This window comes from Sphingopyxis macrogoltabida, assembly GCF_001314325.1.
Taxonomy (GTDB): Bacteria; Pseudomonadota; Alphaproteobacteria; order Sphingomonadales; family Sphingomonadaceae; genus Sphingopyxis; species Sphingopyxis macrogoltabida.
In genome coordinates this window covers 2,900,275-2,912,785 of sequence record NZ_CP009429.1, presented here as the reverse complement: position 1 = coordinate 2,912,785, position 12,511 = coordinate 2,900,275, and the positions used below count along the sequence as shown (strand labels likewise).

Genomic DNA, 12,511 nt, shown 5'->3' with positions numbered 1-12,511 from the left:
GTGGTAGTTGACTGCCCTGCCGGCGCCTCGCGTCGCCATGCCATGACCTGCCTCGCCTGCCGCGCCAGTCCACGCCGGGGCGCGCCATGCCTTGCCTCACCCAGCCTTGCCTGCCGTGTTTCGGGGTCTTAGGCGCCCCGAGCCTGATCCATTGCGGTGAAAACCGCCGCAAATTCGATCAGCTCTGCATGACGCTGCCGCCACGCTTCCAGATCGCGCCACGCCTGCGAGACGACCTGAGCGCGAAGCTCCGGGTCGGACAGGGCATGGGCGGTACTCGTATAGGACCGATCCTCGTCGCGCAGGACGCTGACGAATGCCCGGATTGGCTTGCTCTGCTCCGGCGTGAGGCGGATGACCTCGATCGACCTGATCATGTGACTGGCCTGTTCGAGGCGCCATTTCCGTCCGGCCTTGCGATCATCCCACTCGAAGGCGTCGTGTAGCGGCGACGTGCGGGGTTGGGCTTCGGTGACGACGGCCTCGGCGGTGAGCCGTCCGTTGTGCGTCGTGCGAAGCCGTTCGAGGACGGCGCCGGCCACCTCAGGGTCGAGCTTGATCGAGGCCCCGGACTTCCACTGATAGACCATCGTCACGAGCCGACCTCCGCGCTCGACGCGACATGAAAGCGGCCATATTGCCCGTTCTTCTCAGGACGCCATTCTCCGATTCCAACGCCGAAGCCAGCGATGTTGAGAAGATTTGCGACCTGCTCGGGGCTGATCACGCTGGCGTTGATCTTGATCGTGACCGGTATGCGCCATTCGACGAACTCAGGACGATACCGAATATCCGCCGTGCCCATGCCAACCCTGACCATGTCTTCGCGGGGCCGGGGTTCGCCGATGACATCGAGCATTTCGGCATCGATATGGAAGGCGCCGCGCGCGAGGGTCATCTTCAAATCGGCGAACCGGCAAGCCGAAATCATCGCGGCCTTCACGCCGATAGCCGGGAAGCCATAGCCGCCCGATGCCGTGCGATAGAAACAGGCCTCGTAATCGGCCTGCGGGTCCTTAGCCTCCTTGGCCTTGGTCGCCTTTTTCATCTGCTTATCAAGCATCTGGCGCTTGGCCTTTTCAGACCACGCATGGACGATGAGTGGACTGTCGCCGATCAGCATAAAGCTGATCGCCTCGATCTGGATCGGCGGAAGCTCGATCGCGGTTGCAGCAGTGGCCATTATGCGCGGCCCTCCTGCATCAAAAGCATTTCGATATCTTCCGTCTGCGTGTTCGACAGCTCGATCAGGCCACGCACGGCGCCGAGCGCGTTGACGCCGTTACCGGTGCCCTCGATGTCGTTGATCGCCAGCGTCAGGACTGCCTCAGCTTGACTTAGCAATGATTGGACGTCTCGCGCGACACTCAGCGCGGATGTTTTATTAACTTGCGGTGTGATAGGGGCAACAGAAGCCATGATTGATCTCCTAAGGATCGGTGATGGTTAGGGCGGCTTGGGAAGGCTCAATTTCCCTTGCCGCCCGGACTTTATGGGTCTATTAACTATTCATGTCAACACTTAATGGACCTAAAAAGATGGGCAGGCCTCCTGTTGACAGTGAGGCGGTGAAGGTGCGGATCGAACGCAAGTTACTTCGCCGAATCGATGACTGGCGGTCAACGCAGCCGGGCGACACTAATCGGCCCGAGGCAATCCGCCGCCTTGTTGAAAAAGGTCTCGACGCCGAGTAACTTCCCGGCCTTTCCGGGGAGGCTCAAATGTCGATTCTACTTCTTGCCCTGCTGGCTGCTGAGCCAATAGATTGCCCGCCCGCCGGTAGTGCGGCTCGCGACCGACTGACGCGAGCTGGCGAGATTTGCAGGGATGATAAGGAGCGCCTTGACAAACTGGCCGCAGAAAACCGGAATTTTCAGCAGCGCGGAATTGCCTTCAAAGACCGCCCCCTGCCTGCAACTTTGCAGGGACAAATCCGAGCGCTGATGGATCGGTACCTGCGAGATGAACCAGCTACTCGCTATCGCTGGCCGGCATGGAAGCACCCCGACCTCTATTGCTTCGAGGCGAACGGGAAGAATGCCTTCGGCGCATATGCCGGATGGGAGACCTATGCGGTATCGATCACGAAAGGTCGCGTTTCGGAATTGGCTGACAGTTCTGAGTGCGACGGGCTTCGGTGATCACCCCTTCGGGATCTTCCGAACCTTCACATTGAGGCCGGACTTCTCCATGGCCTTGAACGCCGACGCGATTTCGGCGGCGCGGTTCAGCCCGCCGCCACGCATCTTCTTGAGATACTTCCCGAACGGCGCGAGCCGGTTTTCGCGGTCGAAATAGCTACCCCACCATGCCGCCGCCGCCGCCTGCTCAAGCGCGATCTTGCGCCCCTTCACCGCGCCGCGCATCGCCGCGTTGAAGGTGGCAACCGACTGCTCCCAAAATTCGCCGGGAGCAAAGCCGGCTGCGACCCAATTTTCCAGAAGGCCGAAGTAATCTAGCCCTTCTTGCGTTTGGCGTTTCCCGCCTTCGGTTCGTCGGGCGCGGGGTCGGCATCGGCCTCACCGTCGGCCTTCGAACTGGTCCCGAAATAGTCGGCCATGCCTTCGGTCAGCCAGGTCGAAACCTGCTCGATGCCCGCATCATCGACCAAGGCATTGGCGCCATCGCGGCTCATGCGGTGTTTGCGCTGAAGGGCCGCCCACCACAGAATTGAAATGGTATCGAAAGATACGCCCGACACGGCCCCTTCGCCGGTAGCCCACAAGCTTTGAAAGGGCTTGCCGAGTTCCTTTTCAGCGGTGCACATGGTCCCGAAGTTGAAGGTCAGGGTCAGGGCATTGTCGCCCACGGTGACGTGCTTAACGGTCGGGTTCATGCCGGCGCTCCTTCGGTGACGTTGCCGCTGACGCGGAATGTGAGCTGCGCGGTCATGCGATCATCGACTGGGATGTTGCGGGCGTAGCCCTTCGCATAGGCCGTGCCCTCGATCTCCCACGCCGGATCGCCGGCGTCATCGGGAAGGACGGTCTTGAACGGGCGGGTATCGCCTGCGTTCAGCGCCGCCTGGCACAGCAAGTCGGTCGCGCTGCCCGCGACATAGTTCATCTCGACGACGAACTCGCCGCGATCCTTGAGCCCCTGAATGAACTCGCGGTACTTGTCGGGCGACTTGTAATGCGTGATCTCGACGTCGTCCGAGGTCGCTTCGGGAATGCCGACATTGAAAACGCCGAGCAGTTCGATGAGGGACGTGCCGTTGTGCAGGTGGAACTCCGTGCCCCACCCGATACCTTCTCCAGCCATATAGGCCTCCTATGGTTCAGTTATGCCAGATGAGAGCGTCGATGCTGTCGCGATGGACAAATTCCGTGCCGGTCTTCGCTCCCAAATCCCGAACGGAGTCGATGAAGGCACGGCCGAAGCGCGTGCCGAAATATGTGCCGCCCGCGACGATCGCGGTGATGACGGCTTTGCGAAGCGCGATGGCGGTAAGCCGATCATCGGCTAGGCAATCGATCTGAACGCGCGTCTCGCGCATCGCGATGAAACCCTTGTAATCCTGCGGCATCGGATCGCTGATCACCTTCAGGACGACGGACGGGTACGGGTCGCCCTGAGGCCGGAGGCCCCAATCGATCCGCGTGCCGACGATAGCGGCGACCGGTCCGGCTGCTTTCAGGCGGGAACGAAGCGCTTCCTCCATCACTTCGCCTTTCGCTCGGCCTTGCGCGCCGCGCGCGCGTTGGCCGCGGTGATCTCATCCCACAGCTCGGGCGCGATCCGGTCGACCGCCTTGCCTTTCTCGCTGTCCCACGCGGGCCGCATGTAGGGCTGGGCCTCAAGGTTCCGAGCAGGGTTGCCGCGCTCCTGCTCGGCGGCGTACACGACGAGACGCTCATCAACGCTCGCGTCGATCCCGACAAAGACTGCGATATAGTCCCCTCGGTTTCCGTCACGCTGGTAGGCCGGGATCGCTTTCCCGACCTTGATCGAGCGCTCAAGGTCGCCCTCATCTTTCGGCGCAAGCAACCGCGCCTTTGCGGCGATGGGCTCCGCTGCCTTGGTCAGCGCCCGGCGGCCGACGTTGCGCGCCGTCACGCGCGAGCCGAGATTCATTAGGGCGGCCTCCAGCTCCTTGCCGCCCTCGAATTTGAAACTAGACATCGGACGGCCGAGCCGGATCCGAGACGCCGACGCATTCGACGCCTTCGTTGCGACCGATGTCGTTGACGCTTTTCAGGTCATAGGCCTGCCCGCCATAAACGATGCGGTCGCGCGTCGTGATCGTCCGGGTCAGACTGTCGGAAGGCAGGATGAATGTCGCGGGCTTCTGGCTCACGATGCCCTCCTGCTCGAAAGGTTCGGAGCCCTTCGGCCAGATGATCTGGGCCTTCCGCGTCGCAAGCTCTGCCCAGGCACCCGGCTTCATCGTATACCCGTCATCGACCGGCGCACCCTGTCGCTGGATCGAAACCTTCCGGTCGCGGCGCCCGGCTTGCATCAGACGAGTACCAACCGGTGCGGCTGGCACAGCGCCTCAACGCCAAGGGGCAGGGCGGTCGCGATCGTGCCGGTGATCACCGTTTCGCGATTGGCGAACATATGGCCGATCAACAGGAGTTGGGCGCTGATCAGGTCGGCGGGTACTCCGTCCTCGAAGCCCGCCGTAATGGTGGCGACGAGGCCGTACCGGGCATAGGGCCATGCCGATGCAGGATAGAGCCGTCCATCGACGAGAGTATATTCTGTGTCTGCGATCGTCGTCTCGACAAGATCGCTATCCTGATAGGTGATGCTGTCGATCACCGGCGCCGGTCCGACATGCAGGTCAACATATGCGGCGGCGCTGGCGAAGCGCCGCGTGACGGCGCGGCGGGTGAGCAGAAGGCCAGTATAGCCCTCCACCCACGCCGCCGCCGCCGCGATATACTGGCCGATCAGCGCGTCGCGATCCGTGTCATCATATTCGAGATGCTGTTTCGCGAGCGCGATATCGACCATGATCAATCGACCAAGAAGTGGAGAACGCCGCTTTTGGCATTCCCGCCCTGCGCGATCACGATCTTGAAACGGTCGTTCGCGATCGCGGGCTTGTCGAGCACAGCGGTTCCGCCCGACGCATAGAGAGCTGCCGCGCCGGCGGTCGTGTGCGTCGCGGCGCGCGGGTAGCGCGAGGCCGCGGCGTTGACGTTGCTCTCGGCCCAGATACCTTCGCCGGTCTTTTCGGCGGTGACGGTGAAGTCGACGCCATCGGCAAAGTCGATCTTCTCGTACACGATCGAATGGACCGCGCCCGACACTCGGGGCGAGTAAGCAGTGGCGCTGCCGTCGGCAGCGGTGGTGATTTCAACAGAGAGACGGCGCATGACTATTTTCCTTTCGCATCGGAGGCGGCGGGATCATCCGCGGCGTCCGTTTTTCGCGCTTTGGCGTTCGCCTCCGCGCTTTCCGTGGGCTTGGGTTTCGCCGCAACGTGCGGCTTCGGTGCTTTTTCCTCGGCATCCGCCTCGTCCTCGATCGCTTCGGCGAGGCCGCGATCGATCAGCGATTTGGCTACGGGACCGCTAAGGTCGGGGGAAACTGTCCCGCGCTTTACGTTCCCGGCGTCGGTGCGGATGGTCCGCAATGCTCTGACCTTCATGGTCACCTCCTTGGGTGACCGGCCCGGACGAAGCCGGGCCGGCTGCTGTTACGAGCTGAAGGGGCCAGTGATGAAACCCTCGGGGCGCTTCACCGCGAGCGCAGCGCGCTCTTCGCAACGGATGGTGATCATGTTCTTTTCGAAGTCGTCGTTGTTCTCGGTCGAGATCACGACGTTGGCATCTTCGCGGTCAAACAACTGCGCGCCGGTCTTGAACGGGCCGGTCAGGAACTCGCCCTCAAATTCCGGCACCTCGGTCGAAACGACGGGCAGACCCCAGAGGGTCGGACCAGCGAGACCGAGCGGGTTGGCGAGGATGTACTGGCCGTTCGCATCCTTGGTCAGTTCGATCTTCGCCCAGTCGATGAAATGAAGGACGAAGCCGTCAGCCGGGAGGCGGGCAAGCTGCGACTGCAACATCGCAAGGCGGAGATCGTCGATCGGACTCTGGAAGTCGACCGTGAACGCAGGGTCGAAAGCCTGAGCCTGCGGCACAATGCCGAGCAGATGCACGCCGGTCCCATCGCCGAACAGGATTTCCTGCTCCTCGGCGAATTTCAGTCCGTAACGCATTTCGGCGTCGACCGTCGACTGAAGCTGCGGGAAGTCGTCGAGGATTTGCTTCGACGCCTTGAACAGGTGCGCGATCGTCGCAACCGGCGTGATCTTGCTGTCGAAGCTGATCGTCGATTCCGGCTTCTTCGTGTTTTCCGCGACAGCCGCAGCGTTATTCACGAATCCAGTCTGCTGCACCCAGAAGATCGCGGGCGAGCCGGTACGGCCGGGTGCGATCAGGTCGCGGATGAACAGGCGCTGTTTCGGCATCTGATCGACGCCCGGCAGGCGCTGCGGCTCGACGATGCCTTCGCCGACGCCCGAACTGATGAGCGCCGCCTGCACGTTCTGGATCGGGACGTTGAGGCGCTGCCCGCCCTGAAGGGCCGTGGCAAATGCCTTGATCTTATCCGGATCGCTGATGAGCTGCGCGCCGACGCTCTGGGTACGAGAGCCGCCGTTTTCGGGGCCACGGCGAACGACCTGCTGCTCGACTTCGCCGAGCTGGGCCTTCAGTTCGTCGACCTGTCCGATCAGACCGGTCTGCTTGGTCGCCAGCTCATCGACGTTCGCCTTGGTTTCCTCCGCGAGCTTCCCGGCGTTCTTGACTTCGGTCAGCGCCTCGTCGGCCTTTTTGGTGAAGTCCTCGCTGACGCGGACCAGTTCAGCCGACACTTCCTTGAGAAGGGCCGCCGTATCCATGTCGGTGCGGGGGTGGTCAGGACCGCGCATATAACGCCCAGCCTTGATTTCTGCAGGGGTCATCGGGCCGAGCGCCGCCAAAGCGACGCCGCCAAAGTGCTTCTTACGCATGATAGTCTCCTAGGGCGTTATGCCCGTGCCAGTTTCATCCGGGCCAGCGCGAGGCTCAGCCCAACGGTGCCGTCTTCGACGGCGGGGTCACCAGCGCGCGGCGTGGCGTTCTCGTCGGCAGCGCGCGGCATACCGTCCGAAATTTCCTTGATTAGCTTGCGGCGCTCGGTCCGGGAAACCCCCTGACGCGCGAGCACGGCTTCAAGCCGGTACAGCGGCGAGCGATCCGCGGTGGCGCGCACTTTCGTGGGCGCCTCATCGGCTTCGAGCAGGCCGGTCGCGAAGCCTTTGTCCAGCGCTTCTGGGCCGGTCATGAACGTGGTTTCGTCCATCATCGTGCCAATCTCTTCGGCATCGATTCCGGTGCGGTCGACATATAGCGAGTTCATTGCTTCGTCGAAATGAACCATCCTGTCATGCGCTTCGATCATCGCATGACGGTCGCCGACCGCGATCCATTGGGCGTTGTGGATCATCATGAGCCCGGAGCGCGCAATCTGAATTTCGTCACCAGCCATTGCGATGACCGAGGCGGCCGAGGCGGCTACGCCCATGATTTGGACGGTCACCATCGCCGCGTGCGCGCGGAACAAATTGTAGATAGCGAGCCCGTCGAAGAAATTTCCACCAGGGCTGTTAATCTGAACCGTGACGGGATTTGCGCCGATGCTCCGCAGCGCTTCGGCGATCTGATTGACCGTAACGCCTTTGCCGTCCCACGTCTCCCCGATCGGGTCGAAGATGGTGATGATGTCATCCTCGGTGGTCGAAGCGGCGACGGGCTCCCAAGCGGCGAGCGCCTTGGGTGCGAGGTCGAAGCTCATATCGGCCTTTGGGGGCGCGATCTGAATATCGGGCAGCGGGCGAAGGCTCATTCTGTTTCCTCCAAGCGAGGGCCGCCGTTGTGGCCAATCTGTGGGGCCTCGGTGATCGGCACATTCTGGCTCTGCATTCGCGGGACGTCGCCGCCCTCGACCGGGGGCATGTTTTCGAGGGCTCGCACTTCGTTGATCGTCAGCCAGCCGTTGGTCAGGCCGGACTGATAAAACGAGGAGCGCTCGGCGCTCGCTCCACGCAAGAGGGCCTCGATGTTGAACCGAATAGTGATACCGGCCGCGCGATCGGCGGCGGTCAGTAGCTGCTTCTCCAGCGACTGCTCGATACGCTTCAGGCGGCGGCGGAGGTTGAACTTCTGGAAGCCGAGAACATCGACCTCCTTACCGGTGCCCCAATTCGAGGCCTTGTCGCCATAGCCGACCATCGCCGGGGGCACGCCGAACAGGCGGCAAATTTCCTCGCCGCTGAACTTGCGGCTTTCTAGCATCTGCGCATCTTCGGGGTTGATGCTGAGCTGCGTCCACGACAATCCGTTGTCGAGGAGCATCGGACGCCCGGCATTCAACGCGCCCGCAAATTTTTGTGTGAGGAGGTCCTCTGCCTCTTTGCGCTGGTCTGCCTTCAGCGGCTTGTCGGTTGACAGGATACCCGACGGAGTCGCGCCATTTCCGAAGACCGCGGACGCGGCTCGATCCGTCGCCTGCGCCGAGCCGAACGCATTGCGGCATACGGAAAGGGTGGCCAATCCACCGAGCGGCCCGCCACCAAAGCCTCGGATATGAAGGACCTTCTTCTCAGTTTCGACGCGAGGCGTCCCGTCCTCGTCGGTCCATCGATACTCGATCGCGCCCGAGGCGAGGCGTTGACGGCCTACATAATCGGCACGCAGCGCCTTGAGCGCTACCAGCTTGTCGCCGAGGAAGACCTTCTCCGCGATTCCGTTGCCATCGAGCTCGATCGATCCAGCAATGAACTCCCAGAAATCCAAGGCCGTCTGGTCGGCGTTCGGGCTGTCGTGCAGCAATGAATAGAGGGCGTGATCCTTCGCAACGATAGACAGGCCGTCAGCGCCAGGTCGGTACACGTTGATCGGCAAACTGCCAATGGTGCCGGCCACAAGATTGACACAGGCCCACGTGGCCGAGAGCCCCAACGCAGACTCTTTCGTCACCGTCTCGCCCGCGGCCGAGCGGCCGCTCAGGACCTCATACAGACGGGGGTCCGTCAGTCCCACGCTGGTGAGAAGCCAGTTTCGGGCCTTCGTCCAAATGCTCACGCGGCGCTCGCCCGGAGGCTTTCAAGCCAATCGTCTGTGGAGGTTTCGGTATCAGCCGTCATGGTCTCAACCCCTTCCGCCATGGCGAGCGCCTGCATTCCATCGATGCGACCCGTGGCCTTCGCCTTGTCGAGCTTGCGGTTTTCCGCGGCATCTTCGACAGCCACGGCATTCGCCGCACACATCGCGAGCACCGGGTGCCCGCCATGGAAAAGCTGTTCCTGCAACAAATCCGATTCGAGCGCGTCGAGCGCGGGCGACATCGACGCGAAACCCTGTCCGAACGCGACGAGCGGCAACTCGACTTCCTGCCGCTCGAGCGCCGATTTCATCCGGTCCATCCGCCAGCGGTCGAAAGCGATCATCGCAATATCGAGGTCGGCGCAGATGGCGCCGATGTCGCGGGCGACGAAATCATAATCGATGACCTTGCCCGGCGTCGTGCGCAGCAGCCCCTTCTTGACCCAGACGTCATAGGGTGCGCGGTCCCGCTTCTTGGCTTCGAGCACGGTGTCGCGCGGCATCCAGAAGTACGGACGGACGTGCAGCCCGTCGGCCTGCCGGTTGGTCAGGACGAGGGCGGTGAGGTCGGTGGTCGACGAGAGATCGAGCCCGCCATAAACCGGCCCGACAAACGGGCTCGGTTCCCGATTGCCCTTCTTCCAGATGGCCGCAGACACAAACGGCGAGTTCATATTGACCCGCTGGTTCAGATAAAGAACGCGAAACGGGCCTTCGCTTGACGGCATTCGCACGGCCTTGCGCGCCTGATTTGCGACATCGGCCTTCGACCGGAACAGCCCCATTGCAGGGTTAGCGGCCGCCCACGCCGTCTCGTCCATCAGTTCGCATTCGTCGGGCGCGCGGTAGACGTGGCAGACGATGGATGGATCCTGCGATGTCTCGGCATCGTCGATCATCACGCTCAACATCGCCGCGTCGGTCGGCGCCTGCGTCGAGATGACGATCAGCAGCGCGTCGTCATAGGCACCTTGCGACGTGATGATGGCTTCGAAGAAATCGTCGTTCGGCCCTTTGACCTGGCCGACCTCGTCGAGGATCGCGACGATCGGCGAGCCGCCGTGTGCCGTCGTGCCTTCGGCTGCGAGCGCCTCATATTCCACGTTCATCGGGAGGCCGATCAGTTTCTTGCCGCTCGGTACCGGCTTGATCAGCGGGCCAAGCTTCGGACTGGTCGCCACCATTTTAGAGGCGTAGTTATAGACCTCCGCAGCCTGCTTTTTCGAACGCGCGCCCGAACTGATGCGGCTGTTCTGCACCGCCTCGGGCCCGGCAATATGGACGATGACGAGCGCGGCGATGGTCGCGGTCTTCGCATTCTTTCGAGCCATCGACAGGATGGCGGTCTTCGTCGGTACGTGGTTGTCATAAACCGCGTAGATGAAATCTTCCTGATACCCCGCGAGCCGGATCGGCTGGCCGACGGTTCCTTTCGGCCCCTCCGGGATTTTGCAGTGCATCTCGATAAAGCGCATGTTGCGCTCGGCTCGAGTAAGTTCCCTCGTCTTCAGCTTGCGCCAGTCCCGCCGCTTCGGGACTGGCCCGCAGACGATCGGGTTAGTGGGCGGTGGGGCGGGCGATGAGGTCGTCTTCTTCCTCTTCGCCGGGGCCGGCTGCTGCATTCTCTAAATCCTTGGCAGCGGCCTTGCGCTTGCCGACGTCGCGGGCCTCGCCGCCTCGCGCGCGCGCATGAAGCGACAGGCTGCGGCGGGTGGCCAGAATGCGGTTGCCGATCGCGACGAGCACGTTGCAGCGCGGGTTCGCCTTGCCGGTAGCGGTCAGAACCTCGCCTTCGACGCGAATCTCGCGGCGGTTGCGCTCGGCGTCGGCCATGTCCTTCGCGAGGAAAGCGGCTAGTTCGAGTTGATGCTCGGTCCATTCGGCACGCGCAAACTCAGCGACGACGCTTTCCCAGAAAGGCCAGTCGCAATCGTCGAGCGGGACGTGCGCCGGAGGGACAATCTCGCGGCTCGCCCCCTGCATGATCTTGATCGCGGCAGCGGTCGTATCGACCCGCTGCCTGCGCGGCGTCTTTGCCATATGGCCTCACATTGCAATGTGCGCTCAGGGTGCGAAATCGGGGCAAAAAACTGTGTTAGTGGTTTTTCCGTGGGCCCACCGCGCTAGCCAACCTCCCAAATGGGAAGTTTTGACCCTCCCCCGGCCCCTTTTGCTCACATTGCGATGTGATTTTAGGCCGTTCGAATGATTGTGGCGATGGATAGCAGGCCCGACGCAATGGCAAGGAGGATCGCGAGCCTACCATCATCAAACCAGTCGGGCAGGTCAGCGCTTGTGGCAACGCGGATCGCGATGCGGATCCGCTCAAGCATCGCTCACCTCGACCTCGATCGTTACCGGCGCCACCAGACCGGCGAGGCGGATAAGCTTGGCAGTCAGCCATATGCGGAGCCCGAAGGCGCGCGGCAGCTTCACCGATATCTTTACCTGCTTCATGTCGACGCGGTGGATCACACTGGCCATCACGTTCTCCTATTTGGGCATCGGCGGGGGCGGCGCACCGGGGGGCGGCGGGGGCGGAGGCAATGCCTGACCCCGAACGCGTGACGCGGTTTCCCAAGCATCCCGCTCGAAGATCGCGCCAACGACGAACCCGACAAAAAGACAGGTGCCGCCGAAGAAAATCATCTCAGGCATCGTAGCGCGGCAGGCCATCGGGGAGGATCGCGGTTCCCGGCGCGGGAGGATCCGGAAGCGCGAACTCAAAATTGGTGAACTCGACCGTGAGGCTTGGAGGCTCATCCGTCTCGGTGCGGATATCGACGCGCACTTGGCCCGGCAGAGGTGTGCCATCAGGGGTGCAGAGGAGCGGCGTCAACTCGCCGTCATACTTCTGCTTCATCATGACCTTTAACCGATCGGCCATCCATCTTCTCCGTATGTGATCGGCGCCTTACCGGCTTCGATCAGGGCCTTGTCGCTGTCATGGTGCGGCTTGCAGAGCGACTGGAGTTTGCCATTCCAGAACAGGCCTTCGTCGCCGCGGTGCGGGATGACGTGATCGGCGATCGTCGCGGCGGTGGTTCGACCTTCGGCCTGGCACATCTTGCACAGCGGGTGCGCGGTAAGCTGGGCTCGGCGGCGGACCTTCCATCGCTTCGATCCGTACCACTTGCTGGCTGCGGATCGATAGCCACCGGCCGGCCTACCCACGACCGCGAACCGTTGCCCTCAACCGTGCCGCCAAATCCTCAACCCGGGCAATGCGGTCCTCGGCGTCGCGCCGATCGCGGGCGGGCTCCATGAAGTCGAATGCGACATCATGAACGCCGCGCGCGATGTCCTGCAGCTTCGTTGCGATTTCGGGCTGGGGCATGGGCTGCTCCCGAACGGGATGACCGAGGGGGAGCGCCTGCTACGGCATCAAGCGGTAGGCCCCACCGCAC

General features: G+C 62.6%; 22 protein-coding genes. 1 reads left to right on the top strand and 21 read right to left on the bottom strand.

Annotation, left to right across the window (positions count from 1 at the left end; genetic code table 11):
* Positions 1–128: 128 nt before the first annotated feature.
* The 3 genes from LH19_RS14325 to LH19_RS28725 are packed head-to-tail and all read right to left on the bottom strand — an operon-like array spanning position 129 to position 1,419.
* Complete coding sequence (locus LH19_RS14325; RefSeq protein WP_145923468.1) at positions 129–596, bottom strand: hypothetical protein; 468 nt, start codon at positions 594–596, stop codon at positions 129–131.
* Positions 593–1,123: a hypothetical protein gene (locus LH19_RS14320; RefSeq protein ID WP_145923467.1), complete on the bottom strand. Its 531-nt coding sequence runs from the start codon at positions 1,121–1,123 to the stop codon at positions 593–595. The genes LH19_RS14325 and LH19_RS14320 overlap by 4 nt, the downstream gene beginning before the upstream one ends.
* 59 nt (positions 1,124–1,182) lie before the next feature.
* A complete protein-coding gene (locus tag LH19_RS28725) occupies positions 1,183–1,419 on the bottom strand; it encodes a hypothetical protein (RefSeq protein WP_145923466.1) in 237 nt (78 codons plus the stop codon).
* Positions 1,420–1,721: 302 nt separating this feature from the next.
* Here LH19_RS28725 and LH19_RS28720 point away from each other — a divergent pair, with 302 nt between their 5' ends.
* The gene (locus LH19_RS28720; protein WP_145923464.1) at positions 1,722–2,141 is read left to right on the top strand and encodes a hypothetical protein; all 420 of its coding nucleotides are present in this window, start codon (positions 1,722–1,724) and stop codon (positions 2,139–2,141) included.
* On the opposite strand, the gene LH19_RS14310 is transcribed toward LH19_RS28720, so the two are convergent.
* From LH19_RS14310 to LH19_RS28710, 18 genes are all read right to left on the bottom strand, one after another.
* The gene (locus tag LH19_RS14310; protein ID WP_054729191.1) at positions 2,142–2,366 is read right to left on the bottom strand and encodes a hypothetical protein; all 225 of its coding nucleotides are present in this window, start codon (positions 2,364–2,366) and stop codon (positions 2,142–2,144) included.
* Between the two features lie 89 nt (positions 2,367–2,455).
* On the bottom strand, positions 2,456–2,836 hold the full coding sequence (locus tag LH19_RS14305) for a hypothetical protein (RefSeq protein ID WP_054729188.1): 381 nt from the start codon (positions 2,834–2,836) through the stop codon (positions 2,456–2,458).
* The gene (locus LH19_RS14300; protein WP_054729185.1) at positions 2,833–3,264 is read right to left on the bottom strand and encodes a phage tail tube protein; all 432 of its coding nucleotides are present in this window, start codon (positions 3,262–3,264) and stop codon (positions 2,833–2,835) included. Before LH19_RS14300 ends, LH19_RS14305 begins: the two co-directional genes overlap by 4 nt.
* Before the next feature lie 16 nt (positions 3,265–3,280).
* The gene (gene gp17, locus LH19_RS14295; RefSeq protein WP_054729182.1) at positions 3,281–3,664 is read right to left on the bottom strand and encodes a tail completion protein gp17; all 384 of its coding nucleotides are present in this window, start codon (positions 3,662–3,664) and stop codon (positions 3,281–3,283) included.
* On the bottom strand, positions 3,664–4,125 hold the full coding sequence (locus LH19_RS14290; RefSeq protein WP_082395725.1) for an HK97-gp10 family putative phage morphogenesis protein: 462 nt from the start codon (positions 4,123–4,125) through the stop codon (positions 3,664–3,666). The genes gp17 and LH19_RS14290 overlap by 1 nt, the downstream gene beginning before the upstream one ends.
* A complete protein-coding gene (locus tag LH19_RS14285; protein ID WP_054729178.1) occupies positions 4,118–4,462 on the bottom strand; it encodes a head-tail adaptor protein in 345 nt (114 codons plus the stop codon). The genes LH19_RS14290 and LH19_RS14285 overlap by 8 nt, the downstream gene beginning before the upstream one ends.
* Complete coding sequence (locus LH19_RS14280) at positions 4,462–4,962, bottom strand: head-tail connector protein (protein WP_054729175.1); 501 nt, start codon at positions 4,960–4,962, stop codon at positions 4,462–4,464. The genes LH19_RS14285 and LH19_RS14280 overlap by 1 nt, the downstream gene beginning before the upstream one ends.
* Before the next feature lie 2 nt (positions 4,963–4,964).
* Positions 4,965–5,327, bottom strand: coding sequence for a hypothetical protein (locus LH19_RS14275; protein ID WP_054729172.1), 363 nt, complete (start codon positions 5,325–5,327; stop codon positions 4,965–4,967).
* A 2-nt stretch (positions 5,328–5,329) separates the two neighbouring features.
* The gene (locus LH19_RS14270; RefSeq protein WP_145923463.1) at positions 5,330–5,608 is read right to left on the bottom strand and encodes a hypothetical protein; all 279 of its coding nucleotides are present in this window, start codon (positions 5,606–5,608) and stop codon (positions 5,330–5,332) included.
* A gap of 42 nt (positions 5,609–5,650) precedes the next feature.
* On the bottom strand, positions 5,651–6,970 hold the full coding sequence (locus LH19_RS14265; RefSeq protein WP_234715937.1) for a phage major capsid protein: 1,320 nt from the start codon (positions 6,968–6,970) through the stop codon (positions 5,651–5,653).
* 17 nt (positions 6,971–6,987) lie between these two features.
* Positions 6,988–7,845 carry a head maturation protease, ClpP-related gene (locus tag LH19_RS14260; protein WP_054729167.1) on the bottom strand — a complete coding sequence of 286 codons (858 nt, stop codon included), beginning with the start codon at positions 7,843–7,845 and terminating at the stop codon, positions 6,988–6,990.
* On the bottom strand, positions 7,842–9,083 hold the full coding sequence (locus tag LH19_RS14255) for a phage portal protein (RefSeq protein WP_082395723.1): 1,242 nt from the start codon (positions 9,081–9,083) through the stop codon (positions 7,842–7,844). The genes LH19_RS14260 and LH19_RS14255 overlap by 4 nt, the downstream gene beginning before the upstream one ends.
* Positions 9,080–10,726, bottom strand: a complete 1,647-nt coding sequence (locus tag LH19_RS14250; protein WP_234715936.1) for a terminase large subunit — start codon at positions 10,724–10,726, stop codon at positions 9,080–9,082. The genes LH19_RS14255 and LH19_RS14250 overlap by 4 nt, the downstream gene beginning before the upstream one ends.
* The gene (locus LH19_RS14245; protein ID WP_054729162.1) at positions 10,662–11,144 is read right to left on the bottom strand and encodes a hypothetical protein; all 483 of its coding nucleotides are present in this window, start codon (positions 11,142–11,144) and stop codon (positions 10,662–10,664) included. The genes LH19_RS14250 and LH19_RS14245 overlap by 65 nt, the downstream gene beginning before the upstream one ends.
* Before the next feature lie 285 nt (positions 11,145–11,429).
* Positions 11,430–11,588: a hypothetical protein gene (locus LH19_RS28715; RefSeq protein WP_156344043.1), complete on the bottom strand. Its 159-nt coding sequence runs from the start codon at positions 11,586–11,588 to the stop codon at positions 11,430–11,432.
* 166 nt (positions 11,589–11,754) lie between these two features.
* The gene (locus LH19_RS14240) at positions 11,755–11,991 is read right to left on the bottom strand and encodes a hypothetical protein (protein WP_054729159.1); all 237 of its coding nucleotides are present in this window, start codon (positions 11,989–11,991) and stop codon (positions 11,755–11,757) included.
* Positions 11,976–12,278: an HNH endonuclease gene (locus LH19_RS14235; RefSeq protein WP_054729156.1), complete on the bottom strand. Its 303-nt coding sequence runs from the start codon at positions 12,276–12,278 to the stop codon at positions 11,976–11,978. The genes LH19_RS14240 and LH19_RS14235 overlap by 16 nt, the downstream gene beginning before the upstream one ends.
* A complete protein-coding gene (locus tag LH19_RS28710) occupies positions 12,271–12,441 on the bottom strand; it encodes a hypothetical protein (RefSeq protein WP_156344042.1) in 171 nt (56 codons plus the stop codon). Before LH19_RS28710 ends, LH19_RS14235 begins: the two co-directional genes overlap by 8 nt.
* Between the last annotated feature and the right edge of the window lie 70 nt (positions 12,442–12,511).

Bases quoted from the DNA above. Each gene is read 5' to 3' on its own strand.
- LH19_RS28710 (WP_156344042.1), bottom strand. From the start codon at position 12,441: ATGCCCCAGCCCGAAATCGCAACGAAGCTGCAGGACATCGCGCGCGGC.
- LH19_RS14250 (WP_234715936.1), bottom strand. From the start codon at position 10,726: ATGCAGCAGCCGGCCCCGGCGAAGAGGAAGAAGACGACCTCATCGCCC.
- LH19_RS14290 (WP_082395725.1), bottom strand. From the start codon at position 4,125: ATGTCTAGTTTCAAATTCGAGGGCGGCAAGGAGCTGGAGGCCGCCCTA.
- LH19_RS28720 (WP_145923464.1), top strand. From the start codon at position 1,722: ATGTCGATTCTACTTCTTGCCCTGCTGGCTGCTGAGCCAATAGATTGC.
- LH19_RS14320 (WP_145923467.1), bottom strand. From the start codon at position 1,123: ATGCTGATCGGCGACAGTCCACTCATCGTCCATGCGTGGTCTGAAAAG.
- LH19_RS14285 (WP_054729178.1), bottom strand. From the start codon at position 4,462: ATGCAAGCCGGGCGCCGCGACCGGAAGGTTTCGATCCAGCGACAGGGT.
- LH19_RS14275 (WP_054729172.1), bottom strand. From the start codon at position 5,327: ATGCGCCGTCTCTCTGTTGAAATCACCACCGCTGCCGACGGCAGCGCC.
- LH19_RS14260 (WP_054729167.1), bottom strand. From the start codon at position 7,845: ATGAGCCTTCGCCCGCTGCCCGATATTCAGATCGCGCCCCCAAAGGCC.
- LH19_RS28725 (WP_145923466.1), bottom strand. From the start codon at position 1,419: ATGGCTTCTGTTGCCCCTATCACACCGCAAGTTAATAAAACATCCGCG.
- LH19_RS14305 (WP_054729188.1), bottom strand. From the start codon at position 2,836: ATGAACCCGACCGTTAAGCACGTCACCGTGGGCGACAATGCCCTGACC.
- LH19_RS14245 (WP_054729162.1), bottom strand. From the start codon at position 11,144: ATGGCAAAGACGCCGCGCAGGCAGCGGGTCGATACGACCGCTGCCGCG.
- LH19_RS14280 (WP_054729175.1), bottom strand. From the start codon at position 4,962: ATGGTCGATATCGCGCTCGCGAAACAGCATCTCGAATATGATGACACG.
- LH19_RS14310 (WP_054729191.1), bottom strand. From the start codon at position 2,366: ATGCGCGGCGCGGTGAAGGGGCGCAAGATCGCGCTTGAGCAGGCGGCG.
- LH19_RS14265 (WP_234715937.1), bottom strand. From the start codon at position 6,970: ATGCGTAAGAAGCACTTTGGCGGCGTCGCTTTGGCGGCGCTCGGCCCG.
- gp17 (WP_054729182.1), bottom strand. From the start codon at position 3,664: ATGGAGGAAGCGCTTCGTTCCCGCCTGAAAGCAGCCGGACCGGTCGCC.
- LH19_RS14300 (WP_054729185.1), bottom strand. From the start codon at position 3,264: ATGGCTGGAGAAGGTATCGGGTGGGGCACGGAGTTCCACCTGCACAAC.
- LH19_RS28715 (WP_156344043.1), bottom strand. From the start codon at position 11,588: ATGGCCAGTGTGATCCACCGCGTCGACATGAAGCAGGTAAAGATATCG.
- LH19_RS14240 (WP_054729159.1), bottom strand. From the start codon at position 11,991: ATGGCCGATCGGTTAAAGGTCATGATGAAGCAGAAGTATGACGGCGAG.